Origin of the sequence: Martelella mediterranea (assembly GCF_021021415.1) — a bacterium.
GTDB lineage: Bacteria > Pseudomonadota > Alphaproteobacteria > Rhizobiales > Rhizobiaceae > Martelella > Martelella mediterranea_C.
Map to the genome: position 1 here is coordinate 272,925 of NZ_JAINWJ010000004.1, position 26,655 is coordinate 299,579.

Sequence of the window (26,655 nt, forward strand, 5' to 3'; positions counted from 1 at the left end):
GGTCTACTTGCTCCAGTGCACGCCGGTCATGTCGTTGGAGGGAACCGGCTCATTGACCCACAGCCCCTCGAGGTCCGCGTTCCAGACGCCGATCTTGGGCCAGGCATAGAGAAACAGCGCCGGCACATCCTCGGCAAGGATTTCCTGCGCTTGTCTATAGCCGGCAAGCCGCTCCTCTTCGCTGGTGGCGTCGGCGATCGCCGTCATCGTCGCGTCGAATTCCGGGTTGTCATAATTGAAATAGTAGGGATCGCGGGCATAGATGCCGATATCGAGCGGCTCGGCATGGCCGATAATCGTCATGTCGTAATTGGTGTCCTTGAACACATCCTGCAGCCATTTCGCCGGAAATTCGGAGGATTCGATCGTGGCGGTCACGCCGATCTGGGCGAAATAGGCCTGCATGATCTCCGCCGCCCGTTCGGCATAGCCCCGGTTCGGCGCCTTGATGGTGAATTGCAGGCCATCGCCATAGCCGGCCTCGGCCAAAAGCGCCTTCGCCTGTTCCGGATCATAGGGCAGCACGCCGGTGAGGTCTTCATAACCCGCATCCGACGGCGAGAAATGGCTGCCGATCGGCGTGCCGTAACCGGAATTGGTGGCATCGATGATCGCCTGCCGGTCGATCGCCATCATCAGCGCCCGGCGGACCCGGCGATCGTCAAAGGGCGGCTTGGCGTTGTTCATGCCGGCGACGACTTCCATGCCGGTGGTGCCGGGCACGACATCGAAGGCGTCATTGGTCTCGAAGGTGCTGACGAGTTCGGGGGCCGCGAATTCCGGTATGGCGTCGACCCCGCCGGAGGTGAGGGCCGCGGCCTGTGCCTGCGCGTCGGAAATGAAGCGGAAGGTCACGGTTTCAAGCACCGGTTTTTCGCCCCAGTAATTCGGGTTCCGGGTGAGGGTGACCTGGTTGCCCTTCTTCCATTCGCCGAACTCGAACGGCCCGGTGCCCACCGGAACGGTGGCGTTGGTCGCCTCGCTGTCCGGCTCCACCATCACGGCGGCGGGAAAGCCGAGCCAGTAGAGCAGGTCGTAGGCGGGACGGGAAAGGGTGAGCACCAGCGTGTGTTCGTCGGGCACTTCGGCGGTTTCGATCGCGCTGTAAAGCGCCTTCTGCGGATTGACGCTGTCGTCGGCGATGATGCGGTCGATCGAATATTTCGCGGTTTCGGCGGTGAACGGCTTGCCGTTGTGGAAGGTCACGCCCTCGCGCAGTTTGAACGTGTAGGTCAGCCCGTCTTCGGAAACCGCCCATTCCTCGGCAAGCTGCGGGGCGATGTCGCCGTTCTCGTCCACCGTTGTCAGCCCCTCGAACAGGTTCTTCCAGACCACCTGGCCGATCGCGACCGGGGCGGCGGCCGTCGGGTCGAGCCCGGTCGGCTCGATCGCCATGCCGACAATGACGTCGCTGCGCGGGGCGGCAAGCGCCGGTGCGGCAATGAGGCCGGCGGCCAGCGCGGCTGCGGCGAGGGTTGTGAATGTGCGGGGCATGCGCTCCTCCAAGCGGTGTCAGGTGGGAGCGTCTATAGCGGGAAGGCGGGAGATGTGTAAATATTTCAGGGAAATTTCGAAATTAGTGTAACGAATTTCGGTACACTAATTTCGACGCCATCTCGCTGTATTGGTCACTTGCGGGCTGACCACAACGACCGACGCTTTCGGCTGTGGAGTGGGGCAGCGCGCTGACGGACAGGCGCCGGCTGCCTCAGCGAAAATCGAAGGCCGAAAGGCCGGCGACCATTTCGTCGAGGCCGAGCGGTCGCGTCACCGGCGGTTCGGCGCGCGACAGGCAGCCGATCCGCTCGCAGAGCCGGCAGACCGGGCCAATCGGCGTGGCGGGTTGTTCCGGCCTGGCGTAGACCGTCGCCGCGGCGTGCTCGTAGGACAGACCGAGGAGCAGTGCGGTCAGATGCGGCCGTTCGCCGGATGCCGGCTCCGGCCCCTCCACCGTGCGCGACAGCGTCAGGAACTCCGCGCCATCCGGCATTGCGGCCCGCTGGACGATCAGCCGACCGGCCCGCGCGAAGGCGTCATAGACATCGAGCCTCGGACATTCGCCGCGAAAGCCGCCTTCACCGATCCGCCGCAGTATGTTGCCGGCGACATCGATTTCCATGGCGAAGAAAGGCGGGCCGGCATTGTCCGGCCGTTGCAGGCTGACCAGCCGTGTCGCCGCCTGGGCGAAGGACACGCCGAAGCGACCGGCCAGAAGCGAGATGTCGTAACGGTCCCTACGGGCGGCCTCCACGAACGGACCGTAGGGCATCAGCAGCGCATGGGCGGCGTAGCGGGCAAGTTCGAACCGCGCGATCCGCCGCGCCTCGTCGCCGGAGAGCGCCAGCGCCTCGATTGCTTCGGCAATTTCGTCCCGGAAGGCCAGCAGCGCCGCTTCGATCGCGATCTCGCGCTGGCGGTCATGGGGCGAGAACCGCGCGGAAATGAACAGCCGCATGGTGTGGCGGTCGAACCGGCGGCCGAGATTGACCATGGCATGCGGCGGCAGCACGCGGACGGCGATGCCGTGCTGTGCGCGCAGCCAGTCCTTGAGCGCGGCCGACATTTCGTCGCCCGGCGCAAGCTCCGCATGCAGCGCCTCGGCGGCGCGGTCGAGCGCGTCGAAATACCATGGCCGCCGCGACAGCGCCTCGCGCACCTCGTCATGCGGCAATCGCCTTCCGGCAAGGTGTGTCTGGCGGCCCTCCTCGGCGAGAAGCGCCGTCAGGTCGGACAGGCGGGCGGCCTGTTCCTGATAGGCGCGGTAGAGCTTCATCATGCCGATCGCCGCATTGGGTGCTGCCTCGGCGACCTCCACCAGTTCCTGGTCGCCGGGCAGCTCGCCGGAAAGCAGCGGGTCGGCGAATACCGCCTTGAGCTGGCCGATCGTCCCGCCGGTTTCGCCCTGCAGCGAGGCGATATCGACATCGTAGACGGCGGCGAGCTTCAGCAGCAATTGCACCGTCAGCGGTCGCTGGTTGCGCTCGATCAGGTTGAGATAGGAGGGCGAGATCGACAGCGCCTCCGCCATCGCGGTCTGTGTCAGTTCCATCTGCTTGCGCAGCCTGCGGAGCCTGGGGCCTGCGAATATCTTGCTTTCCGCCATCGCAAAATCCTTTTACAAAATTAACAGATTTACAAGAACGTTCTGTAAAGCAACCGACAGTATAACCCGATTTCGGGCCGATGAAAGCCTGTTTCATTGGATATAACCCCGAATTTTCGTTAAGTCTGTCACATCGATAAAGATTGTCTCGGGTCGAGACTGAATTGAATATCGAAGTGAGGAGAAAATCATGTCGGAATTTTACAAACTTGTCGAAGGCGCGGTCGAAGGTCGGTTCGACGGGATCGAGCGGCCTTATAGTGTCGAGGACGTGAAGCGCCTGCGCGGTTCCATGCCGATCCGCGCCACGCTCGCGGAGGACGGCGCGAAGCGCCTGTGGTCGCTGATCCATGACGAGGATTTCGTCAACGCGCTCGGCGCGCTCTCGGGCAATCAGGCCATGCAGATGGTCCGCGCCGGGCTGAAGGCGATCTATCTCTCCGGCTGGCAGGTCGCCGCCGACGCCAACACCGCCTCGGCGATGTATCCCGACCAGTCGCTCTATCCGGCCAATGCCGGCCCCGAGCTCGTCAAGCGCATCAACAAGACGCTGCAGCGCGCCGACCAGATCGAGGTTTCGGAAGGCGAGGGGCTTTCGGTCGATACCTGGTTCGCGCCGATCGTGGCCGATGCCGAGGCCGGCTTCGGCGGTCCGCTCAACGCCTTCGAGATCATGAAGGCCTATATCGAGGCCGGTGCGGCGGGCGTCCATTTCGAGGACCAGCTTGCCTCGGAAAAGAAATGCGGCCATCTCGGTGGCAAGGTGCTGATCCCGACCTCGGCCCATATCCGCAACCTGACGGCGGCACGTCTCGCCGCCGATGTCATGGGCGTGCCGACGCTGGTGATCGCCCGAACCGACGCGGAGGCCGCCAAGCTCCTGACCTCGGATATCGACGAGCGCGACCGGCCCTTCGTCGATTACGATGCCGGACGCACGCCGGAAGGTTTCTATCAGGTTCGCAACGGACTGGAATCCTGCATCGCCCGCGCGGTCGCCTATGCGCCCCATTGCGATCTGATCTGGTGCGAGACTTCGAAGCCCGATCTGGAACAGGCGAAGCGCTTTGCCGAGGGCGTGCACAAGGCGCACCCCGGCAAGCTTCTGGCCTATAACTGCTCGCCGTCGTTCAACTGGAAGAAGAACCTGGACGAGGCCGATATCGCCCGCTTCCAGCGTGAGCTTGGCGCCATGGGCTACAAGTTCCAGTTCATCACGCTGGCGGGCTTCCATCAGCTCAACTACGGCATGTTCGAACTCGCCCGCGGCTACAAGGAGCGCCAGATGGCGGCCTATAGCGAGCTTCAGCAGGCGGAATTCGCGGCAGAGCGGAACGGCTACACCGCGACCCGTCACCAGCGCGAGGTCGGCACCGGCTATTTCGATGCGGTGTCGATGGCGATCACCGGCGGCGCCGGTTCCACCACCGCAATGGGAGAATCCACCGAAACCGCCCAGTTCGAGGCAGCAGAATAGGCAAGGGAGGAATGAGCAATGACACCGAAACTCAACGTCAAGGAACGCGCCGAGGCGCAATCGGGCGAAATGTCCGCCGAGCAGCAGGCCGCAATCCGCATGGTCGCCAATGATCTCCACCGGCTGAACCAGGCGGTGATGCGCGCGGTCGATGCCGGCGTCTCGGTCGAGATCATCCGCTCGGCCCGCCACCATGGCGGCGGCAAGTGGGGCGACCTGCTGACGCCGATCATCATCGCCGGCGCCGCAGCCGCACCGGCGCCGGAGGAAAACCTCAGCGCCCATTGAGCAAGCGCATCGCGACAAGGCGCGCCCCTTTGACGAGGGGCGCGCTTAGTTTGTTATCAAAGCTTGCCCAACTCTCCGTCGTCATCCTCGGGCTTGACCCCAGGGGCCAGGCAGCGCTTTCCGAGTGGCCCGGATGCTCGGGTCAAGCCCGAGCATGATACATGAGAAGGGAGGTCGCGATTCTCGCCAACAGCGCGGCGGGTGAGACGATCTTCTTTCCCAAGCCCAAGCTTACGCGCTCTGGCGGCGGTCGCCCTGGCGGTTGCGCGGGCGGCGGTTCTTGGCCGGGCGGTTGCGGTTGGCGCCCTCGCGGGGCGCGCCGTCACGCGGGCCGCCATTGCGGGCTTCGCCCTGGCGCGGACCGCCATTGGCGGAAGGGCGGGCCCGGCGGGCGGGTTTTCCGTTTCCGGCGCCGCCGCGACCACGGCCATTGCCGCGCGCCGGGCGCTCGGCCATGGCATGGGGTTCGCCACTCGCCACGGTGATCTCGATGCCGGTCAGCTTCTGGATATCGCGCAGCAGCGCCGATTCCTCGGGCGTGCAGAACGCGATCGCCTTGCCTTCCTTGCCGGCGCGCGCGGTGCGGCCGATACGGTGGACATAGGCGTCGGCCACTTCCGGCAGATCGTAGTTGTAGACATGGGTGACGCCGGGCACATCGATGCCGCGGGCGGCGACGTCGGTTGCGACCAGGACGTTGATCTCGCCGGTCTTGAACGCCTTGAGCGCGCGTTCGCGTTGACCCTGGCTCTTGTTGCCATGGATCGAGGCGGTGGCGAAGCCGCGGCTGTCGAGATGCTTCATCAGCTTCTCGGCGCCGTGCTTGGTGCGCAGGAAAACGATCGCGCGGCCTTCGGGATTGTTGGTGAGTTCCTGACGCAGGATCTCGACCTTGTCGTTCTTGCCGGCGACGAAGTGCACGGCCTGCTCGACACGGTCGGCGGTCTTTCCGGGCGGCGTCACTTCAACGCGTTCCGGGTTGGTCAGGAAGCGCTTGGAAAGCTCGGCGATCGATTTCGGCATGGTGGCCGAAAACAGCATGGTCTGGCGCTCGTCCGGAACCAGCGACGAAATCTTCTTCAGGTCGTGAATGAAGCCGAGATCGAGCATCTGGTCGGCCTCGTCCAGCACCAGATAGCGCACGGCGGAAAGGTTGAGCGCCCTGCGGTCCAGCAGGTCGAGAAGCCGGCCGGGGGTGGCCACGAGAATGTCGGTGCCGCCTGCAAGCTGCTGCTGCTGGCGGTTGATCGATGCGCCGCCGACCACGATGTTGACCTTGAGCGGCGTCTTGCGGGCGAAGATGCGCAGGTTTTCCGCGATCTGGTTCACCAGTTCGCGCGTCGGGGCGAGGATCAGCGTCTTGACGGTTTTCGGCGCGGGTTTGCCGCCGTTGGCGAGCAGCATGTCGATGATCGGCAGGCCGAAGGCCGCCGTCTTGCCGGTGCCGGTCTGGGCAAGGCCCATCACGTCGCGGCCTTCAAGGACCAGCGGTATCGCCTTCGCCTGGATCGGCGTCGGGGTTTCATACCCCTCCGCGGCAACACGGGCGACGAGCTGGGCGGAAAGTCCAAGTGTATTAAATTCAGTCAATTCAAAAGCGCCTTTCAAGGCATGCCGAAAGCCCTCCGCGCATTGCGATCAAACGCAAATGCCGGTGGTTTCGGTTTCAAGCGCCCCGCGTGAAGTGGGAACTTATCGGTGGAAAATGCCTTCCGCGCGCCGACTGGGAGTGCCGGACTTTTCTCATGCGCTTGACCCGGACTTGACGCGACCATCTCGGGTCATCTGCGCCAGGCATGCTCACGCGGCATGCGAACAGGTGGAAAGCTGGGCTCTACATGATGCCCGGGCTGGCAAAAGTCAAGCATGATCCTTGGCATTACCGCCCGGCCGGGCGAAAACCCGCCAGCATTTCGCGCTTTCCGGCAAAGCCGGGGCGGCGTTCGACGGTGAAGCCGGCCGCCTGAAGGTTGCGGCGCACGAAGCCGGCGGCGGCATAGGTGCCGAACGTGCCGCCGGGCGCGGTATGGTCGAAGACGGCGCGCATCAGGTCTTGCGACCACATATCGGGGTTGCGGGAAGGGGCGAAGCCGTCGAGATACCAGGCGTCGAATCGGTCCGGCAGGGCGGTCAACGCCTTCAGGGCGTCGGCGCAGATGACGGTGAGGCGGGTCTGTGGGTCTGCGTCAATGGTGATGACGCCTTCGGGGCGCTCCGGCCAATGGGCGGTCAGGGCCACGCGTTCCGCATTGATCTCCGGCCAGTGCGACAGGGCGCGGTCGATATCGGCCTTTCCCAGCGGAAACAACTCGAACGAGGTGAAGGCAAGATGTCCGTCCGGCCGCCTGAGCGTCTTCCACCGCCGGAAGGTCTCGCAGAAATTCAGCCCCGTGCCGAAGCCGAGTTCGCCGATGCGGAAGGCCCCGCCCGCCTGCCAGCGTTCGCCGAGCCGGTTGGCGTCGATGAACACGTGGCCGCATTCGGCCCGCCCGTCCGCCTTGGAGAAATAGTGGTCCTGAAACGCCTCCGAAAACGGCCGGTCGCCGTCATCCCATGTTATCGCCATCTATGAGCCTGTTGCATCCGCCTGCCGTTTGTGGTCCATCGCCGGGATGAATGACGCGCCCGCCCCCTCCCGTCAAATGCCATCCGCCGACCTCGCCATCATCGGCGGCGGCATCATGGGGCTGTGGGCGGCCTATCACGCCGAAAAGGCGGGGATAGATACGCTGTTGATCGATGACGGCGGACCGGCCGCGAGCAATGGCCTGCTTGGCGCGCTGATGGCCTATATGCCGGATCAGTGGGATGAGAAGAAGCAGTTCCAGTTCGAGGCGCTTGCAGCACTCGAGGGCCATATCCGCGCGCTGGAGGCCGAGACCGGGGTTTCGGCCGGCTATCGCCGGGCCGGTCGGGTGATGCCGCTTTATGCCGAACGGCAGGTCGAGACCGCGCTCTCACGCGCCGAGGCGGCCGCCGTGAACTGGCGCGACGGCGCGCGGTGCTTCCACTGGTCCGTGGTGGATCGTCCGCCGCTCGATGGCTGGCCGGCCGTCGATCCCGCGGCGCTCGCCTATGTCCACGAAACCTTTGCCGCCCATGTTTTTCCGCGCGGCGTGGTCGCGGCGCTTCGGGCCTTTCTCGAAAATGCCCGCCATGTGCGCCGCCTGACGGCGACGGTGACGGAAATCGACGTGGTGGCGAACAGTCTCCTTCTGGCCGATGGCGGACGGGTCGGTTTCGGGCGCGTCATCGTTTCGGCCGGCATCGGCGCCTTTCCGCTGCTTCAGCCGATCTTCGCGCCGGCCGGCAAACCGCTCGGCCGCCCGGTCAAGGGACAGGCGGCGCTGTTTGCCGCAGACTGCGACCCGTCGTGGCCGATCGTGTTCGATGACGGGCTTTACGTGATCGCCCATGAAGGCGGTCGTGTCGCCGTCGGCTCGACCACGGAGGACGCGTTCGAGGATGCGGCGACGACCGACCATCGCCTCGACGCTCTGATCGCGGCCGCGCGCAAGGCCGTGCCGCTGCTGCGGGACGCGCCGGTCGCGGAGCGCTGGGCGGGCCTGCGTCCACGCGGCATCCACCGCGAACCGATGATCGGCGCGATCGATACCGCGCCGCGCGTCATCGCGCTCGGCGGCGGCTTCAAGACCAGTTTCGGCATCGCCCACCGGCTGGCGGATCACGCGGTGCGGCTTGCCACAGGCCAGCCGGTTGCGCCGCTGCCCGATATCTACGATCTTTCGATTTACCGCCGACGTGCCCACGGCGAAAAGCGATAGAGCCACTCCGCTTTCTTCGAAACGCAAAATGGCTCGATGCCTTCTGACATGCCGGGCTCTGCGATCACTGGTAGTCGATGACGATGCGGCCCTCGATTTCGCCGTGATGCATCTTGGCGAAGATCTCGTTGATGTTCTCGAGCTTGTCGGTCTTGATCGTCGCCTTGACCTTTCCGGCGCCAGCGAAGTCCAGCGCCTCCTGCAGGTCAAGCCGGGTTCCGACGATCGACCCGCGAACCGTGATACCGTTCAGCACGGTGTCGAAGATGGGCAGCGGGAAATCGCCGGGCGGCAGGCCATTGAGCGATACGGTTCCGCCGCGCTGGACCATGCCCTGCGCCTGTTCGAATGCCTTGGGCGAGACGGCGGTGACCAGAACCCCTTCCGCGCCGCCGATTTCCTTTTTCACGAAGGCCACCGGGTCCGCCTTGCGGGCGTTGACCGCCAGACTTGCGCCAAGACGCTTCGCCAGGTCGAGTTTCGCGTCGTCGATATCCACGGCAAGCACGTTCAGGCCCATTGCCTTTGCATATTGCACGGCCAGATGTCCAAGCCCGCCGATGCCCGAGATCACGACCCAGTCGCCGGGTTTGGTGTCAGTCACTTTCAGGCCCTTGTAGACCGTAACGCCTGCGCAGAGAATCGGCGCAATCTCGGTAAAGCTGACATTGTCAGGCAGGTGCCCGACATAGTTCGGATCAGCCAGAACATATTCGGCGAAACTGCCATTGACCGAATAGCCGGTGTTTTGCTGCGCTTCGCACAGCGTCTCCCACCCGCCGAGGCAATGCTTGCAGCAGCCGCAGGCGGTGTAGAGCCACGGAACCCCGACGCGGTCGCCTTCCTTGACATGGCTGACGCCGGCCCCCACGGCGACGACGTGCCCCACGCCCTCATGGCCCGGAATGAAAGGCGGCTCGGGTTTGATCGGCCAGTCACCTTCCGCCGCGTGCAGGTCGGTGTGGCAGACGCCGCTTGCGGCCATCTTGACGAGAATCTGGCCCGGCCCGACCGAGGGGACTGCGACCTCTTCCATTACCAAAGGCTTGCCGAATTGCCGGACAACGGCGGCTTTCATGGTCTTTTCCATCGGAAAATCCTGTCTTGAGAAAATGCGGAAAGGTACTTCCGCAAAGGGGGGGTGGCCGGGTGAGGCGGCCTTCGGGTCGACCGATCAATCAGCACGGGGCTGACGGACCGATCGTTTTCGAGGCGCTGACCAACGCCTGTTCGAACTTGCTTCAAGGCGCAGCGGAGGCGGCGGTGTTCGTTCTCTGATTGGGAATATTTGCAACCGAAATGCACGACGCTTCCTTTCCCGGTTGGCATGCGCCTGTCATTTCAACCGATGCCGGCAAGGTTGTACCGCAGATCGTCTGCGCGGTCCGGGATGGCCGACACCTTGATGTCATGCAGATGCATTGCGCATAAACAGAATAGACCGCGCTGCCGGATTGTCCATGGTGTAGATTGCCGCACCTGGCCGCGCCGCAAACGGTAAGCCCGTCGTATCACTGTCATTGGAATCGGCTATCTCAGAGGCGAGAAACCGTTTCCTCATGTGACTCGCGATGCCCGCCGAACGCTATGCCATATGCTTTACGCCATCGCCGCATGACGGGCTCGCCATCGTGGGCGCGAACTGGATCGGCAGGAGCGCGTTTTCCGGCGAGGTGGTCGAGCCGCCGATGATCGCCGGCCTGCCGCTTGCCGAGATCGCCTATCACACGGCTCTGCCGCGCCGCTACGGGTTTCAGGGCATGCTGAAATCGCCGTTTCATCTGACCGAAGGCATGAACGAATCCATGCTGCTGAAGGCGATGATGCGCTTTGCCATGCGCTTTCAGCCCTTCACCCTGCCGCCGCTCACGATCGTTCATCGCCGCGATATCCTGGCGCTCGCGCCGATGACGGCGGTTCCCGCGCTCGACACGCTTGCCGCCAGCATCGTCACCGAGTTCGACGCCTTCCGCGCGCCGCTTTCCGAGGCCGAGATCGAGCGGCGGGCCTCGGGCGGGCTGACGCCGGTGCAGTTTGACAACCTGCACCGCTGGGGCGAGCCGGACGTGCTTGCCGCCTTCTCCTTCCACATGCCGCTGACCGGCCCTCTTTCCCCAAGCGAAATGGCGCGGATGGAGCGCTCGGTTGCGGCGTTTTTCGGGCCGATCCTGCTGGAGCCGGTCGAGGTCGATCATATCGCGCTGTTCATCGAAGAGGAGCCCGGCGCGCCGTTCTGCGTCCATTCGCTGCATCCGATGGGCGCCGTCAGGGCGCGGCAGTCGGCATAAAGGCTGCGCGGCGGCAATCAGGCCGATCTGGCTTTTCCCCTTGATTCCTGCCGGCCTTTTCGCCTTATCTCTTCCGGCGATGCCGATGGTCGTCTACCGTCGGCAAGGAATGGAATTGAGGGCATGATGGACGCTGAAACGAACGCATATCCGCGTGATCTTGTGGGCTACGGCCGCAATCCGCCGGACCCGAAATGGCCGGGCGAGGCCAATATCGCCGTGCAGTTCGTGATCAATTACGAGGAGGGCGGCGAGAGCTGCATTCTCGATGGCGACCCGGCGTCGGAATGCCTGCTGTCGGAAATCGTCGGCGCCGAGGCCTGGCCCGGCCAGCGCAACATGAACATGGAATCGCTCTATGAATATGGTTCGCGCGCCGGCTTCTGGCGGCTGTGGCGGCTGTTCACGCGCCTGGAAATCCCGGTCACCGTCTATGGCGTGACCCAGGCGATGGCCCGCAACCCGGAAGCCGTCGCGGCCATGAAGGAGGCCGGGTGGGAAATCGCAAGCCACGGCCTCAGATGGCTCGAATACAAGGATTTCGATATCGAGACCGAGCGCGCCCATATCCGCGAGGCGGTGCGTCTTCACACCGAAATCACCGGCGAGCGGCCCTATGGCCTCTATCAGGGCAAGCCCTCGATCAATACGCTCGATCTGGTGATGGAGGAGGGCGGCTTTCTCTACTCCTCCGATACCTATGCCGACGATCTGCCCTACTGGGTGCGTGACCCCGATGGCAAGCCGTTCCTGCGCATCCCCTACACGCTCGACAATAACGACATGCGCTTTGCCACGCCGCAGGGGTTCAACTCCGGCGAACAGTTCTTCACCTATCTGAAGGACGCCTTCGATACGCTCTACGACGAAGGCCGCGAGGGCGCGCCGAAGATGATGTCGATCGGGCTTCACTGCCGCCTTGTCGGCAAGCCCGGTCGGCTGGCGGGGCTGAAGCGCTTCCTCGATTACGTCCAGAACCACGACAAGGTCTGGCTCGCGAAACGGATCGAGATCGCGCGCCACTGGTATGAAAACCACCTGCCGCAGGAGAATGCGCAATGATGGACCGCGATGCATTCGTCAGCCGTTTCGGCGGCGTCTACGAGCATTCCCCGTTCATCGCCGAGCGGGCCTATGACCGGGGCCTGGTCCATGAGCCATTGACCGCAACGGGCGTTGCCGATGCGCTTGCAAAGGTGTTCCGCGCGGCGCCCGAGGACGAACGGCTCGGCGTGCTGCGCGCCCATCCCGACCTTGCCGGCAAGCTTGCGATTGCGGGTGGGCTGACCGAGGAAAGCCGCCGCGAGCAGGCGGGCGCGGGCCTAGACCGGCTGTCGCCCGAAGAGCATGCGGAGTTTACGGAGCTCAATTCCGCCTATATAGACAAGTTCAACTTTCCTTTCATTATTGCGGTCAGCGGCCTCAATAAGGACGATATTCTCTCCGCCTTCCGGCGACGGATCGACAGTTCCGAAGCCGTCGAGCTTGAAACAGCCTGCGCTGAGGTCGAGAAGATCGCCGGTCTCAGGCTGCGCAACATGCTCTCGGAGTAAACCATGTCAGAACAAGAAACGTCCGTTGCCCTGCCCGATTTCGCGGTCGGCGCGATCAACCTTGCCTCCGCCCGGCTGGGCGCGCGGGCGATCTACGCCACGGACCAGTTCTTCGCGCCGCTTGCCCGGATGCTGAAGGATGACGCCGCCGTTTTCCTCCCCGGCGAATATGACGAGCACGGCAAGTGGATGGACGGCTGGGAAAGCCGACGCAAGCGCGTGCCCGGCCACGACTGGGCGATTATCAGGCTCGCCATGCCCGGACGAATCCGCGGTTTCGATGTCGACACCAGCTATTTCACTGGCAACTACCCGCCGCAGTGTTCGATCGAGGGCTGCTTCATGGAAAGCGGCGAGCCGGACGAATCCGCCGACTGGCAGGAGGTGCTTGCGCGCGTCGATCTCGGCCCCGACAAGCACCATTATTTCGAGATGGATCAGGACACCCGCCAGAAGGTGTTCACGCATCTGCGCCTGCACATCTTCCCCGATGGCGGCATTGCGCGGCTCAGGGTCTACGGTTCGGCCTATTTCAACTGGGAGAAGGTCGGCGAGAACGAGGAGATCGATCTCGCCTATATCTTCGGCGGCACCCATGCGCTGCACTGGTCGGATGCCCATTATGGCCATCCCGACCGGATGCTGGCCCCCGGTCGCGGCGTCAATATGGGTGATGGCTGGGAGACCGCGCGCCGCCGCGGGCCGGGCCACGACTGGGTGATCTTCAAGCTCGGCCATCCCGGAATCATCCGCCGCGCCGTTGTCGATACCGCCCATTTCAAGGGCAACTATCCCGATACCTGCATGCTGCTCGGCGCCAACCTGCCGGAGCAGAAGGATGTGTTCAGCATGGAGGAAATCGAAGCCTCGGAGCACTGGCAGCCGATCCTCGAACAGACCAAGCTGCAGGCCGATCATATCCATGAATTCGGCGGCAGCGCGGTTGCCGATATCGGACCGGTCACCCATGTGCGGCTCGCGATCTTCCCCGATGGCGGCATCAGCCGGCTGAGGCTCTACGGGGTGAAGGCATGAGAAATCTGGCGCTTGAACGGCTGACGCCGGCGGCGTTCGCGCCGTTCGGCACCGTGATTGCGCCGGATCCGACGAAAGCTAGGATGATCAATGGCGGCACGACCACGCGGTTTCACGCGTTGGCCCGCGCCGAGGCTTTGGGCGAGGGGGCAGCGGTGATCCTCAACATCTTCCGGGGCGAGCCGCGCCGCTTTCCCTATACGGTCGACATGATGGAGCGCCATCCGCTCGGGAGCCAGAGCTTCTCGCCGCTGTCGCCGCGTCCCTTTCTGGTGGTGGTCGCCGAAGATGAAGGCGGCGTGCCGTCCGTCCCGCGCGTGTTTTTCGCCGAAAGCGGGCAGGGCGTGAACTATAATGCCAATGTCTGGCACCATCCGCTGATGGCGCTCGGCGAGACCAGCGATTTTCTGGTTGTCGATCGCGCCGGGCCGGGCGACAATCTTGAGGAATATTTCTATTCCGACCCGTTCATCATCGAGGAGGCAACCCCATGACCGGCCTGACCACTCATGTTCTCGACACTGCCCTTGGCCAGCCCGCTTCGGAGATGAAAATCGATCTCTACCGCATCAAGGGCGCGGAGCGCATCTTTCTCAAGACCGTCTACACCAATGACGATGGCCGGATCGATGGCGGCGCGATGCTGACATCGGAGGAAGTCGAACCGGGCCAGTACGAACTCGTTTTCCATGCCGGGGATTATCTCAGGCGCACCGGCGCGACGTTAACTGAGCCTGCCTTCCTGGAAGATATCCCGCTGCGTTTCGCGATCGCCGATGTCACCGCGCATTACCATGTGCCGCTGCTGGTCTCGGCCCACGCCTATTCCACCTATCGGGGCAGCTGATGAAGATCGCCGCGATCGCCGATATTCACGGCAATATCGACGCGCTCGAGGCCGTGCTTGCCGATATCGAGCAGCATCAACCTGATCTGATCGTCAATCTCGGCGACAGCCTGTCCGGGCCGCTGGCCGCCGGCGAAACCGCCGCCCGCCTGCTTTCGCTTCGGCTCACCACGGTGCGCGGCAATCACGATCGCGCGCTGGTCGACCGGCCCTTTGAGGACATGGGCGACTGGGAAAAGCCGATCTTCGGCGAGCTTTCGGACGAGCATCTGCAATGGATCCGCGACATGCCGAGCGCCGCCGTGGTGGCGCAGGAGGTCTATCTCTGCCACGCCACGCCGAAGAATGACGAGGTCATGTGGCTGGAGGAACTGCTCGACAATGGCCGCTTCACGCTGCGCGGCCAGACGGAGATCGAGGCCCTTGCCGCCGGCGTCACCTATCCGCTGATCCTGTGCGGCCATAGTCACGTCGCGCGCTCGGCGATGCTTGCCGATGGCCGCCTGATCGTCAATCCCGGCTCCGTCGGCTGCCCGGGCTTTGCCTACCACATCCCCGTCGACCACAAGCTCGAAACCGCCACCCCGTTTGCCTGCTACGCGGTTATCGAAAAGACGGAAATGGGCTGGACACCGACCTTCCGCCAGGTGCGCTACGATACGAGCCGGATGGTCGCAATGGCGCGGGACCGGGGGTATGAGGATTGGGCCAGCGTGCTGGCGACGGGCTGGGTGGGGTAGTTACGCGCACGGACTGGCGACATGTAGCCTCGCCGCACAGCCCCCAATCTTCTCGCCCCGGAGGGGAGAGATGTCGCGACAGCGACAGTGAGGGGGGAGAGTATCCCCTCGAACGCCCTCACGAATGGATATGCCGCCCCACCCTCGCTGCCCCTTTCGGGGCATCTCTCCCGCCAGCGGGAGAGAGTATTGGGAGCAAGCGGCCTGTCTCCCCGAGGGACCAAGCGCCCTTCTGTCGCCCCTCAAAAATCCACCTTCGCAATAATACTCCGGTCGATTTCCTCGATGTCGCGCTTGCCGCAGAGCGCCATGGTCACGTCGAGTTCCTTGCGCAGGATTTCGAGAGCGCGGGTGACGCCTTTCTTGCCCATGGCGCCGAGGCCGTAGAGATAGGGGCGACCGATATAGGTGCCTTTCGCGCCGAGCGCGCGGGCCTTCAGGATATCCTGGCCGGAGCGGATGCCGCCATCCATATGGATTTCGATATCGCCGCCGACTTGATCGACGATCTTCGGCAGCATCGAGATCGAGGACAGCGCGCCGTCAAGCTGGCGACCGCCATGGTTGGAGACGATGATCGCGTCGGCGCCGGTCTTTGCCGCCATTGCGGCGTCTTCGGTATCGAGCACGCCCTTGAGGATCAGCTTGCCGCCCCAGCGCTCGCGGATCCATTCGACATCCGCCCATGAAAGCCTTGTGTCGAACTGCTCCGCGGTCCAGACGGCAAGCGAGGAGAGGTCGGAGGAGGCGGGCGCGTGGCCGACGATATTGCGGAACGAGCGGCGCTTGGTCTGCAGCATTTCCAGCGCCCAGAACGGACGGGTGCCGACCTGCCAGAGATGTTTCGGCGTGAATTTCGGCGGGGTCGAAAGGCCGTTGACGATATCCTTGTGGCGCTGGCCGAGAATCTGCAGGTCGAGCGTCAGCACCAGCGCGCTGCAGCCGGCGTCCCTGGCGCGGCTGATCAGGCTTTCGACGAAGCCGCGATCCTTCATCACATAGAGCTGAAACCAGAACGGCTTGGTCGTGTGCTCGGCGACATCCTCGATTGAGCAGACGCTCATGGTCGACAGGGTGAAGGGCACGCCGGCCTCCTCCGCCGCCTGGGCGGCGAGGATTTCGCCATCGGCATGCTGCATGCCGCAAAGCCCGGTGGGCGCGAGCGCGACTGGCATCGAGGCCTTCTCGCCCACCATGGTGGTTGCGAGAGAGCGATCCGACATGTCGACCAGAACCCGCTGGCGCAGGTGGATTTTCGCAAAATCCGTCTCATTGGCACGGTAGGTGCTTTCCGTCCACGCGCCGCTGTCGGCATAGTCGTAGAACATTTTTGGCACGCGCCGTTTCGCCCGTCTCTTCAGGTCGGCAATCGTCAGTGGCTCAGAAAACATCGGTCTCTCCGGTAAACGCCGCATATCGCTTATGGCAAATCCGGCGTGCCGCGCCAAGCCTGCAAACACGACGGCGGTACGCAGCCGGGCAAGCGGTGTCAGAGCGCGGATTTGGCCGGCCTGCCGGCGATATAGGTCTCGGCGATCGCCCGGTCGTCGCCGAGCGTCTGCAGCAGGAACAGTTCCTCGGCAAGCGTGGTGACGGCCTCCATCTTCAGCGCCATGGCGGGGGTCGCGCGCGCATCGAGCACGACGATATCGGCATCGCTGCCCGGCTCCAGCGTGCCGATCCTGTCGGCAAGGCCGAGCGCCTCCCCATTGCCGCGCGTCATGTGGAAGACGCTCTCCAGCGGCGTCAGCCGTTCGCCGCGCAACTGCTGGATCTTGTAGGCCTCGTCCATGGTCTTCAACATCGAATAGCTGGTGCCGCCGCCGATATCGGTGGCAACGGCGATCCGCATCGGCCTGTCGCGGCGCTCGAATTCCTTCAACGGAAACAGGCCCGAGCCGAGGAACAGGTTGGATGTCGGGCAGTGGACGGCGACCGCGCCGGTTTCCGAGATCGCATCGCGTTCGCGCTCCGAAAGGTGGATCGCGTGGCCGAGCAGCATGTTGGGGCGCAGCAAGCCGTAATGCGCATAGATATCGGTATAGTCCTTGGCTTGCGGGTAGAGCGAGCAGGCGAATTCGATCTCCGCCAGGTTTTCCGACAGATGCGTCTGAATGTGGAGATCGGGGAATTCGCGGGCGAGTGCGGCCACCATCTCCATCTGCTCCGGCGTGGAGGTGATGGCGAAGCGCGGCGAGATGACGACGTGGTTGCGGCCCTTGCCTTGCCATGCGGCAATCACGGCCTTTGTGTCGTCATAGCTTGTCTGCGGCGTATCGGTGAGCGCGTCCGGCGCATTGCGGTCCATCATCACCTTGCCGCCGAGCATCAGCATGTTGCGACGCTCGGCTTCCGCGAAATAGGCGTCGGCGGAGGCCTTGTGGACGGAGCAATATGCAACGGATGTGGTGGTGCCCTGGCGGATCATCTCGTCGAAGAAGGCAACCGCGATGCGGGCAGCATGAGCGGGATCGACGAAGCGCTGTTCCTCGACAAAGGTGTAGGTATTGAGCCATTCCAGCAGGTTCGCGGCATAGGAGCCGATCACCTGCATCTGCGGAAAGTGCAGATGGGTGTCGATCAGGCCCGGCAGGATCAGATGCGGGCGATGGTCGACGATCGCGACGTCTTTCGGGGCCTGCGCGCTGATATCGCCAAACGCGCCGCAGGCGGCGATGCGGCCGCCTTCGATCAGCAGGCCGCCATCCTCCTCGTAGAGATAGCTCGCCATATCCGAGAGGTCCTCGGGGCGGCGGTGAAACGACAGCAACCGCCCCCTGAGGATCATTCGCGCTTTGCCTGCGTGCTCGACCTGTACCATGCCACCAGCTTTGCCCGTTCGTCCGGCGTCATGCCGGTCACGTTACCCGGAGGCATGGCATGGCTGCGCCCGGCCTGCAAGTAAATCTGGCCCGCGCGCGATGCGATTTCGGCGTCGGTCTCGAAGCGCACATTGAGCGGCGGGCGGTGAATGCCCTCATAGACGGGCTCGGCCATGTGGCACATCGAACAGCGCGTCGAAACCACCTGTTTGGCATCGGCGAAATGCGGGTCAGCGGCAAATTTCTCGAAGGCCGGCGCGACCGCCATGTCGGGGTTTTCCGACTTGAAGAATTGCGGCGAGGTGGACAGCCACATGATCACGATGAAGATAATCACGGTCAGAAGCCAGGTCCAGTTCGGCTGGCCTTTGCGGGCATGGACCGTGTTGAAATAATGCCGGATGGTGACGCCCATCAGGAACACCAGCGCGGCGATGATCCAGCTGTATGTGGTCGCGAATGCCAGCGGATAGTGGTTCGACAGCATGAAAAAGATGACCGGCAGCGTCAGATAGTTGTTGTGCAGCGAGCGCTGCTTGGCCTCCTTGCCGAGCTTGGGATCCGGCGTCTTGCCGGCCTTCAGGTCCGCCACCACGATCTTCTGGTTCGGGATGATCACGAAGAAAACGTTGGCGGTCATGATCGTCGCCGTGAATGCGCCCATATGCAGGAAGGCCGCGCGGCCGGTGAAGAGGTGCGAGTAGCCCCAGGCCATGAACACCAGCAGCACATAGAGCAGCAGCATCAAGCCTATGGTGTGCTTGCCGAGCGGCGATTTGCAGAGATAGTGATAGAACAGCCAGCCGATCGACAGCGAGGCGAGCGAGATCAGGATCGCGACCGGGGCGGAGACGTCGAGCACGCTGCGATTGACCAGGAACAGGTCCGCGCCGCCATAATAGACCAGCGCCATCATCAGGAAGCCGGACATCCAGGTGAAATAGGATTCCCATTTGAACCAGATCAGATGCTCGGGCATGTGCGCGGGCGCGACCATGTATTTCTGGATATTGTAGAACCCGCCGCCATGGACCTGCCATTCCTCGCCGGAAACGCCTTCCGGGAGCCCGGGACGGGCGACCAGACCGAGATCGAGCGCGATGAAGTAGAAGGATGAGCCGATCCAGGCGATAGCCGTGATGACATGCAGCCAGCGCACGGCGAATTGCGCCCATTCCCAGATGATGGCGAGTTCAAACATAAAGTGTCCCCAAAACTAAGATCGTCCCGATGATGCGCAATTTCTGCGCGAAAAAAAAGAGATGTTTTGCAAATGATCGCAAATAGATAGGAAGGCGTTACCGGGCTGCATCCGCTGTGTGCAGCCTGCCCGCTTTTGCGGCATGAATGACCGAAATCAGTTCAGCTGCAACCAGAGCGGCAATCACCGCCGGGCGCTTGTCGGAAACAGCGGTGCCGCCGATCGGCATCACAAGGCGGGAAAGCGCGGCCTCGGAGAGCTCCTGTTTTCGGGCGTAGCTCAGAAAGGTGGCGCGTTTGGTCTTCGAGCCGATCATGCCGCAATAGCTAAGGTCCGCGCGCTTCAGCGCTTCGGTGGCGATCAGGAAATCCAGCGCGTGGTCGTGGGTGAGGATGACCGCTGCGCCGCCTGCGGGAATGTTGGCAATCTCGGCCTCCGGCAGGGCGGAAAGCCGGAGTTCCACGCCATCGGGCAACGCCTCGACCATATCCGGCCGAGTTTCGACGATCACGGTGTTGAAGGGCAGCGGCGAGAGCGCTGCCGCCAGCGCCGAGCCGACATGACCGCCGCCGAAGATGAACACCGAGGGCTGGCGGGCGGTCTCTGCTTCAAGCCGCGCCAGGAACGCCGCGACCGTTGCCGCGTCGGCGACCTCGAATGCCAGTTCCGCGCGCCCGCCACAGCACTGGCCGATCTCGGGGCCGAGCGCGATATCGAGCCGCGTTTCTCCCGTTCGTCCGGCAAGCAGGGCGCGGGCGTGGTCGATCGCGATATATTCAAGCTGCCCGCCACCGATCGTGCCGGATGTCGCATCCGCCGAGACAGCGATCGCGGCCCCGGCCTCACGCGGCGTCGAGCCCTTGATCGCGGCGACCGTGACGATGACGCGGCGCTCGTGTTGTGCGAGGAACTGCCGATATGTCGCCGCCTCGTTCATGGCTCAGACCTGTTTCATCCGCTCCACCGCCATCAGCACGCGTTCCGGCGTGGCCGGCGCGTCGAGACGCGGGCAGACGCGGTAGTCCGCGACGCTGGCGACGGCCATCGAGATCGCCTCGAGCGCCGAGATCGCCAGCATGAAGGGCGGTTCGCCCACGGCCTTGGAACGGCCTATGGTCGGTTCGCGGTTTTCGGAAAAATCGGTGAGCCTGACGTTGAAGATCTTCGGCCGGTCGGAGGCGAGCGGGATCTTGTAGGTCGACGGCGCGTGGGTTCTCAGATGCCCCTTGTCGTTCCACCACAATTCCTCGGTCGTCAGCCAGCCCATGCCCTGAACGAAGCCGCCCTCGATCTGGCCGATATCGATGGTCGGGTTCAGCGAGCGGCCGACATCATGGAGAATATCGGTGCGCTCGAAGATATATTCGCCCGTCAGCGTGTCGATCGAGACCTCGGTGCAGGCCACTCCATAGGCGAAATAGTAGAATGGCCGTCCCTTGCCCGCCGCCCGGTCCCAGTGAATTTTCGGGGTCTTGTAGAAGCCCGCCGCCGAAAGCTGGATACGGCCGAAATAAGCGGCCTTCACCAATTCGGGGAAGGGGATTTCCCTGGTCCCGATCCGCACCCGGTTGGGCAGGAATTCAATGTCCTCGGCCGCGACCTGATAGTGGCTCGCCGCAAACGCGATCAGACGGTCCTTGATCTCCTTGGCCGCATTATAGGCCGCCATGCCGTTGAGGTCGGAACCCGACGAGGCGGCGGTGGCCGAGGTGTTCGGCACCTTGCCGGTGGTGGTGGCGGTGATCTTCACCCGTTCCAGATCGATCTGGAACACGTCGGCGACCACCTGCGCCACCTTGATATAAAGCCCCTGGCCCATCTCCGTGCCGCCATGGTTCAGCTGCACCGAGCCGTCCTGATAGACATGGACGAGGGCGCCGGCCTGGTTGAAGGCGGTCATGGTGAAGGAAATGCCGAATTTCACCGGCGTCAGCGCGATGCCCTTTTTGAGGATCGGGCTCGTCCTGTTGAAATCGATGATTGCCTGCCGGCGGGCGCGGTAATCGGCGGTCTGTTCCAACTCCTCGACCACGCGCAGGATGATGTTGTCCTCCACCGTCTGGTGATAGGGCGTGACATCGCGGCCGGAACCTTTCGGTCCGTAGAAATTGGCCTTGCGGATATCGAGCGGGTCGCGGCCCAGCGCATAGGCGATTTCCTCGATGAAACGCTCGCCCGCCAGCATGCCCTGCGGTCCGCCGAAACCGCGATAGGCGGTGTTGGAGCAGGTGTGGGTCTTTAAGGGCCGCGTCACCAGATGGACGTTGGGATAGTAATAGGAGCTGTCGGCGTGGAACAGCGTGCGGTCGGTCACGGGGCCGGAGAGATCGGCCGAAAAGCCGCAGCGGGCGGCGAAGGTGGCGTCGATCGCCTCGATGACGCCGTCATCATCATAGCCGATGTCGTAGAAGGCGACGAAATCATGCCGCTTGCCGGTCATGATCATGTCTTCGTCGCGGTCGGGGCGGAATTTCACCGCTCGGTTCAGCTTCTTCGCCGCAAGGGCCGCCACCGCCGCAAAGCCGTTGCCCTGCGTCTCCTTGCCGCCGAAACCGCCGCCCATGCGCCGCTGGTAGACGGTGACGGCGTTCGAGGGAATGTCGAGCACGTGGCCGACGATATGCTGGATCTCGCTCGGGTGCTGGGTGGAGGACCACACCGCCACCTCGTCATCCTCGCCGGGGATCGCCAGCGCGATCTGGCCCTCGAGATAGAAATGCTCCTGGCCGCCGATCTCCATTTCTGCGGTGATCCGGTTTTTCGCCGACGCGAGCGCCGCCCTGGCATCGCCGCGCTGCAATTTCAGCGGCGTGATGACGTCCGGCGCGTTGTGAGCCAGCGCATCGCGCACGCTGGTCCAGAACGGCAGGTCCTCATAGGTGATCTCGGCCAGTTTCGCCGCCGCGCGGGCCTGATGGCGGGTCTCGGCGATCACGGCGAAGATGAGCTGGCCGTGATATTCAACGATTTCGTCGGCAAACAGCGGCTCATCGTGGTGTCCGCCCGATGAGATGTCGTTGACGCCCGGCACGTCCTTGCCTGTGAGCACGCAGACCACGCCGGGGGCCGCCTCGACCTTGGAGAGGTCCATGGCAACGATCTTCGCATGGGGCCGGTCGGAAAGCCCGACGCCGGCATGCAAAAGGCCGGCGGGCTCGGGCATGTCGTCGATATATTCGGCCGTGCCCGCCACATGCTTGTGGGCGGAATCGTGAACGCGCGACTTGTGGATGCCGCCGGAGATTTCGGCTTTGAGAGTTGCTGCGTCGTGGATTGCCTTGTCCATCGCTTACGCCTCCTCTTCCGCGAAACGACGCAGTTCCTGCGCGTCGCCGCCGGTTTCCAGAAGGAACCGCGTCAAAAGGTTCTTCGCCGTCAGCATGCGATAGGCGGCGGTGGCGCGCATATCGGTCATCGGTTGGTAGTCGTCCTCGAAGGCCGCGCGGGCCGCTTCCACCGTTTCGCTGTTCCACGGCTTGCCGGAAAGCGCCGCCTCCACATGGGAGGCGCGCTTGGGTATCCCCGCCATGCCGCCATAGGCGATGCGGATGGTCGCGACCGTGCCGTCCTCGGCAAGCTTCAGATAGAACGCGCCGCAGACGGCGGAAATATCCTCCTCGCGGCGCTTGGCAACCTTGTAGACGGCGAAATGGCTGTCCTTCGCGGGCTTCGGCACGGTGAGCGACAGCACGAAATCGCCGGGCCGGCGGTCCTGCTTGCCATAGTCGCGGAAATAATCCTGCAGCGCGATGGTGCGGGTGCCATCCGCTGATTGCAGCGTCAGTGTGGCGCCGAGCGCGATCAGGGCGGGCGGGGTGTCGCCGATCGGCGAACCATTGGCGACATTACCGCCGATCGTGCCCATATTGCGAACCTGCTCGCCGCCGATCCGGAAGATCAGCCGGGAAAAGGCCGGGATTTTTTCCGTCAGCGCCGGAAGCGCCTCGGAATAGGTGACGCCCGCGCCGATGATGAAGCCGGTATCGGTCTCGGTGATGGTCTGCAGCTCTTCGAGCTGATTGATGAACACCATCGGGTTGAGCCGGCGCATCTGCTTTGTGACCCAGAGCCCGACATCGGTCGAGCCTGCCACGATCGTGGCGTCGCGGTATTCCTTCAGCGTATCGGCGAGTGCGGCGATCGAGCCCGGAATGATGGCACGACTGCTGTCGTCGCCGACCGTGATCGTGGCATCCGTCTTCATGCCGGCAAGCCTTGCCATTACCTGGTCGTGCTCGCGGGCAATCGCATCGAAGGCGGCATCGGGGCGGATAGCCGAGGCCTTCTCGGCGGCCTTCACGATCGGCTCGTAACCGGTGCAGCGACAGAGATTGCCCTGCAACGCCTTTTCGATGGCAAAGCGCGACGGCTTCTCGTTTTCCATCCACAGCGCATAGAGCGACATCACGATGCCGGGCGTGCAGAAGCCGCATTGCGAACCGTTGAGGTCCACCATCGCCTGCTGCACCGGGTGCAGCGTGCCGTCCTTCGCCGCCAGATGCTCGATTGTCACCACATGGGTGGCGTTGAGCGAGGCCACGAAGCGGATGCAGGCATTGACGGTTTCATAGACCAGTCTGCCGCGCGTCAGCCGACCGACAAGCACGGTGCAGGCCCCGCAATCGCCCTCCGCGCAGCCTTCCTTGGAGCCGGTCAGCCGCTTCTTGATGCGCAGATAGTCGAGCAGCGTCTCCGAGGGCGACAGCGCGTCAAGCGCAATTTCCTCATCGTTCAGTATGAACCGTATCGTCATCAATTGTCCTTCATTCCGCTCGTTCGAGCGTCACTTGGCCGTCCAGCCGCCATCGATCGAAATATGGGTGCCGGTCACCTGGGCCGCCGCATCGCTTGCCAGATAAAGCGCGGTCGCGGCGATCTGCTCGACGGTCACGAATTCCTTCGTCGGCTGGGCGGCGAGCAGCACTTCCGATTTCACCTGTTCCTCGGTCATGCCGCGCGCCTTCGCTGTGTCGGGTATCTGCGCCTCCACCAGCGGGGTCAGCACATAGCCGGGACAGATCGCGTTGACCGTGATCTTGTGTTCGGCAAGCTCCAGCGCCACCGTCTTGGTCAGCCCCATCATGCCGTGCTTGGCCGAGACATAGGCCGCCTTGAAGGGCGAGGCGACCAGGCCGTGGGCGGAAACCAGATTGATGATGCGGCCCGAACCCGCCTTCTTCATCAGCGGCACGGCGTGACGGATGGTGTGGAACGAACTCGTCAGATTGATGGCGATGATCCGGTCCCATTTTTCCGGCGGAAAATCCTCGATCGGGCTGACATGCTGGATGCCCGCATTGTTGACCAGCACATCGATGCCGCCGAACGTATCCGCGGCGGACGCGATCATCGCCTCGATCTCGTCCGGCTTCGTCATGTCGGCGGGGTGGTGAATCACCGCGCCGACACCCAGCGCGCCAATGTGTTCGACCGCGGCATCGATCTCCGCCTGGTTGCCGAAGCCGTTCAACACGATATTGTCGCCCGCCGCCGCAAAGCCTTCGGCGATGCCGAGCCCGATGCCGCTGGTGGAGCCGGTAATCACGACAGTCCGCGCCATTCTTCAGTCCATTCCCGTTCTTGGTGTTTTGCCGGAAAGGTTATGCGCAATCAGCAATCCATGCAATCGCCTGAAGAGGCGCGAATGCAGCCGGTTCGGGAAAAATTGACCAAACGGTTCGAAAATGCGTTCGAGTCGTCTCACTCGCAATTGCTGTGAGGTTCAGGCGCCTTTTTTATCGGTTTGTCCCTAGAGGTCGACTTCCTGAGCAAACCGCATGAACCAGAAAAACATCGTGCACCACAGTCCCGCCCTTATATGCCAGACGAGGGATGCTACGGGATAGATGCGCCATTCGAAGTCGCGGGAAGGCCATCTCAGCGTAAACGAGAAGCCCTGCCTGGCGAGCGTGCCCACGGCGACGAGACTGGTTGCAAGCACGGCGGAAAAGGTGATCCTGTCGGAATCGAGCCCAAAGAACACCAAAAACGTCACCACTATCGCCATCATCGCGCTAACGCCCAAAACGGAACGCAGGGCGTAGCGCAGGTGGCCGTCTTTCCCGCCGTCATCCTTCGGCGCTGCCACCCACGGAAAAAGAGCGGCGATAACGGTTCGGAAATAGGAGTGCAGATTGGCCTGCATGATGTCGAGGACCGCGACAACAAAGATGTAAAGGATGCCGATGGTCAGACCGGCCATCGGCGCCATCAGGATGATGCAGCCCAGCGACGCCTCGCACTCGGAATACTCCATTGCGACCTGCTTTCCCCGGGCCGTTTTCCTTGGGACATCTTGTGATGGAAATGCAGGCGGCGCAACCTGAAGAGGCGTCGGGAGACAGCGCGGTCACAAAGCCTGAACAATCCGTCACCCCGGGCAGGGCCATGACATTCGCTCATGATTGCTCCATATGCTGAGTAAACCAAGCTGAAGCGACACGACGCGCTTGAAAGGATGAGTATGGAACTGGGCGTTTTCACCTTTGCCGATGTCGATCCGGCCGAAGGCATCGATCGCGGCCGCGAGGCCGAAAAGCGGATGAAGAACCTGATGGAGGAGATCAAGCTCGCCGACAAGGTCGGGCTCGATGTCTTCGGCGTTGGCGAGCACCACCGCGTCGACTATCTGGTCTCCTCGCCGGCCACGGTTCTGGCGGGGGCTGCGACCATCACCGAAAACATCCGCCTCACCAGCGCGGTCTCGATCCTGTCTTCGGACGATCCGGTGCGGGTCTTCCAGCAATTCTCCTCCGTCGATCTGCTGTCGGGCGGCCGCGCCGAGATCATGGCCGGGCGCGGCTCCTTTATCGAAAGTTTCCCGTTGTTCGGCTATCCGCTGGAAGCCTATGATCAGCTGTTCGAGGAAAAGCTCGATCTGCTGCTGAAGCTGCGCGACAACGAGACCGTGACATGGTCGGGCAAGACGCGTGCGCCGATCAACAACCTGCCGGTCTATCCCCGTCCGGTGCAGGACCCGCTGCCGGTGTGGATTGCCGCTGGCGGCACGCCGCAGTCGATGGCGCGCGCCGGCTTTCTCGGCTTGCCGCTGATCATCGCCATTCTCGGTGGCCAGCCGCGCCGGTTCGCGCCGCTGTTCGATCTCCACAAAAAGGCCGGCGAGCAGGCGGGCCACGATCCGGCAAAGCTGAAGCGCGCGATCTCCGTCCACGGTTTTCTCGCCGATACCACCGAAAAGGCCGCCGACATCTTCTACGAGCCGCAAAAGGCGGTGATGGACCGGATCGGGCGCGAGCGCGGTTGGGGCCCGCAGAGCCGGGCGCAATATGATGCGACCAGAGGTCCGGAAGGCGCGCTTTTCGTTGGCGGGCCGGAGGAGCTGGCGAAGAAGATCGTCGCCCATCAGCGCATCATGGGGCTCGACCGGTTCATGATCCAGTTCGCCGTCGGGCTTGTGCCGCATGACGAAGTGTTGCATGCCATCGAACTGTTCGGCACGAAGGTCGCGCCGATGGTGAAGGAAATGTTGGCTCAGGGAGAGCCGGTCTAAAAGAAA

At 63.4% G+C, this 26,655-nt stretch carries 24 protein-coding genes; 11 read left to right on the forward strand and 13 right to left on the reverse strand.

Translation table 11 applies throughout. The features are described 5' to 3' along the window. Positions 1–3: 3 nt before the first annotated feature. Both K7H91_RS03045 and K7H91_RS03050 read right to left on the reverse strand, forming a co-directional pair. Complete coding sequence (locus K7H91_RS03045) at positions 4–1,494, reverse strand: ABC transporter substrate-binding protein (protein ID WP_230718732.1); 1,491 nt, start codon at positions 1,492–1,494, stop codon at positions 4–6. Positions 1,495–1,708: 214 nt separating this feature from the next. After that, positions 1,709–3,103: a helix-turn-helix domain-containing protein gene (locus tag K7H91_RS03050; RefSeq protein ID WP_230718733.1), complete on the reverse strand. Its 1,395-nt coding sequence runs from the start codon at positions 3,101–3,103 to the stop codon at positions 1,709–1,711. A gap of 190 nt (positions 3,104–3,293) precedes the next feature. Between K7H91_RS03050 and aceA the strand changes: the two genes are divergently transcribed. Together aceA and K7H91_RS03060 are read left to right on the forward strand one after the other, a co-directional pair. Continuing rightward, a complete protein-coding gene (gene aceA, locus K7H91_RS03055; protein ID WP_230718734.1) occupies positions 3,294–4,580 on the forward strand; it encodes an isocitrate lyase in 1,287 nt (428 codons plus the stop codon). An 18-nt stretch (positions 4,581–4,598) separates the two neighbouring features. After that, a complete protein-coding gene (locus K7H91_RS03060) occupies positions 4,599–4,868 on the forward strand; it encodes a hypothetical protein (RefSeq protein ID WP_018065003.1) in 270 nt (89 codons plus the stop codon). 231 nt (positions 4,869–5,099) lie between these two features. Here the strand turns inward: K7H91_RS03060 and K7H91_RS03065 are convergent, their stop codons facing one another. Continuing rightward, on the reverse strand, positions 5,100–6,458 hold the full coding sequence (locus tag K7H91_RS03065; protein ID WP_230718735.1) for a DEAD/DEAH box helicase: 1,359 nt from the start codon (positions 6,456–6,458) through the stop codon (positions 5,100–5,102). A 289-nt stretch (positions 6,459–6,747) separates the two neighbouring features. Then, positions 6,748–7,434: a tRNA (5-methylaminomethyl-2-thiouridine)(34)-methyltransferase MnmD gene (gene mnmD, locus K7H91_RS03070; RefSeq protein WP_230718736.1), complete on the reverse strand. Its 687-nt coding sequence runs from the start codon at positions 7,432–7,434 to the stop codon at positions 6,748–6,750. Between the two features lie 46 nt (positions 7,435–7,480). On the opposite strand from mnmD, the gene K7H91_RS03075 reads away from it, so the two are divergent. Then, on the forward strand, positions 7,481–8,653 hold the full coding sequence (locus K7H91_RS03075; protein ID WP_230718737.1) for an NAD(P)/FAD-dependent oxidoreductase: 1,173 nt from the start codon (positions 7,481–7,483) through the stop codon (positions 8,651–8,653). Positions 8,654–8,717: 64 nt separating this feature from the next. On the opposite strand, the gene adhP is transcribed toward K7H91_RS03075, so the two are convergent. Continuing rightward, positions 8,718–9,743 (reverse strand): alcohol dehydrogenase AdhP, encoded by a 1,026-nt coding sequence (gene adhP, locus K7H91_RS03080; RefSeq protein WP_230718738.1) that lies wholly within the window; start codon positions 9,741–9,743, stop codon positions 8,718–8,720. A 481-nt stretch (positions 9,744–10,224) separates the two neighbouring features. On the opposite strand from adhP, the gene K7H91_RS03085 reads away from it, so the two are divergent. The 7 genes from K7H91_RS03085 to K7H91_RS03115 all read left to right on the forward strand — a co-directional run bounded on the left by K7H91_RS03085 (position 10,225) and on the right by K7H91_RS03115 (position 15,116). Beyond that, positions 10,225–10,941 (forward strand): DUF1045 domain-containing protein, encoded by a 717-nt coding sequence (locus tag K7H91_RS03085; RefSeq protein WP_230718739.1) that lies wholly within the window; start codon positions 10,225–10,227, stop codon positions 10,939–10,941. Positions 10,942–11,067: 126 nt separating this feature from the next. Next, entirely contained in the window at positions 11,068–12,003 is a 936-nt protein-coding gene (gene puuE, locus K7H91_RS03090) for an allantoinase PuuE (RefSeq protein ID WP_230718782.1), read from the forward strand. Then, positions 12,000–12,494 (forward strand): 2-oxo-4-hydroxy-4-carboxy-5-ureidoimidazoline decarboxylase, encoded by a 495-nt coding sequence (uraD, locus tag K7H91_RS03095; protein WP_230718740.1) that lies wholly within the window; start codon positions 12,000–12,002, stop codon positions 12,492–12,494. Before puuE ends, uraD begins: the two co-directional genes overlap by 4 nt. A gap of 3 nt (positions 12,495–12,497) precedes the next feature. Then, positions 12,498–13,529 (forward strand): allantoicase, encoded by a 1,032-nt coding sequence (alc, locus tag K7H91_RS03100; RefSeq protein ID WP_230718741.1) that lies wholly within the window; start codon positions 12,498–12,500, stop codon positions 13,527–13,529. Then, entirely contained in the window at positions 13,526–14,023 is a 498-nt protein-coding gene (locus K7H91_RS03105) for an ureidoglycolate lyase (RefSeq protein ID WP_230718742.1), read from the forward strand. Before alc ends, K7H91_RS03105 begins: the two co-directional genes overlap by 4 nt. Then, a complete protein-coding gene (gene uraH / locus K7H91_RS03110; RefSeq protein WP_230718743.1) occupies positions 14,020–14,376 on the forward strand; it encodes a hydroxyisourate hydrolase in 357 nt (118 codons plus the stop codon). Before K7H91_RS03105 ends, uraH begins: the two co-directional genes overlap by 4 nt. After that, complete coding sequence (locus K7H91_RS03115; RefSeq protein ID WP_230718744.1) at positions 14,376–15,116, forward strand: metallophosphoesterase family protein; 741 nt, start codon at positions 14,376–14,378, stop codon at positions 15,114–15,116. The genes uraH and K7H91_RS03115 overlap by 1 nt, the downstream gene beginning before the upstream one ends. A gap of 242 nt (positions 15,117–15,358) precedes the next feature. On the opposite strand, the gene K7H91_RS03120 is transcribed toward K7H91_RS03115, so the two are convergent. The 8 genes from K7H91_RS03120 to K7H91_RS03155 form a co-directional block, all read right to left on the reverse strand. Then, positions 15,359–16,507 carry an alpha-hydroxy acid oxidase gene (locus K7H91_RS03120; RefSeq protein ID WP_230718745.1) on the reverse strand — a complete coding sequence of 383 codons (1,149 nt, stop codon included), beginning with the start codon at positions 16,505–16,507 and terminating at the stop codon, positions 15,359–15,361. Positions 16,508–16,605: 98 nt separating this feature from the next. Then, positions 16,606–17,904, reverse strand: coding sequence for a guanine deaminase (guaD, locus tag K7H91_RS03125; protein WP_230718746.1), 1,299 nt, complete (start codon positions 17,902–17,904; stop codon positions 16,606–16,608). Further along, on the reverse strand, positions 17,901–19,139 hold the full coding sequence (locus K7H91_RS03130) for a urate hydroxylase PuuD (RefSeq protein WP_230718747.1): 1,239 nt from the start codon (positions 19,137–19,139) through the stop codon (positions 17,901–17,903). The genes guaD and K7H91_RS03130 overlap by 4 nt, the downstream gene beginning before the upstream one ends. A gap of 97 nt (positions 19,140–19,236) precedes the next feature. Further along, on the reverse strand, positions 19,237–20,076 hold the full coding sequence (gene xdhC, locus K7H91_RS03135) for a xanthine dehydrogenase accessory protein XdhC (RefSeq protein ID WP_230718748.1): 840 nt from the start codon (positions 20,074–20,076) through the stop codon (positions 19,237–19,239). Between the two features lie 3 nt (positions 20,077–20,079). Next, a complete protein-coding gene (xdhB, locus tag K7H91_RS03140; RefSeq protein ID WP_230718749.1) occupies positions 20,080–22,425 on the reverse strand; it encodes a xanthine dehydrogenase molybdopterin binding subunit in 2,346 nt (781 codons plus the stop codon). A gap of 3 nt (positions 22,426–22,428) precedes the next feature. Beyond that, positions 22,429–23,892 (reverse strand): xanthine dehydrogenase small subunit, encoded by a 1,464-nt coding sequence (gene xdhA, locus K7H91_RS03145; RefSeq protein WP_230718750.1) that lies wholly within the window; start codon positions 23,890–23,892, stop codon positions 22,429–22,431. 30 nt (positions 23,893–23,922) lie between these two features. Then, complete coding sequence (locus K7H91_RS03150) at positions 23,923–24,699, reverse strand: 3-hydroxybutyrate dehydrogenase (RefSeq protein WP_230718751.1); 777 nt, start codon at positions 24,697–24,699, stop codon at positions 23,923–23,925. 189 nt (positions 24,700–24,888) lie between these two features. Beyond that, positions 24,889–25,395 (reverse strand): hypothetical protein, encoded by a 507-nt coding sequence (locus tag K7H91_RS03155; protein ID WP_230718752.1) that lies wholly within the window; start codon positions 25,393–25,395, stop codon positions 24,889–24,891. 207 nt (positions 25,396–25,602) lie between these two features. Between K7H91_RS03155 and K7H91_RS03160 the strand changes: the two genes are divergently transcribed. Beyond that, a complete protein-coding gene (locus tag K7H91_RS03160) occupies positions 25,603–26,649 on the forward strand; it encodes an LLM class flavin-dependent oxidoreductase (RefSeq protein WP_230718753.1) in 1,047 nt (348 codons plus the stop codon). Positions 26,650–26,655 lie beyond the last annotated feature (6 nt).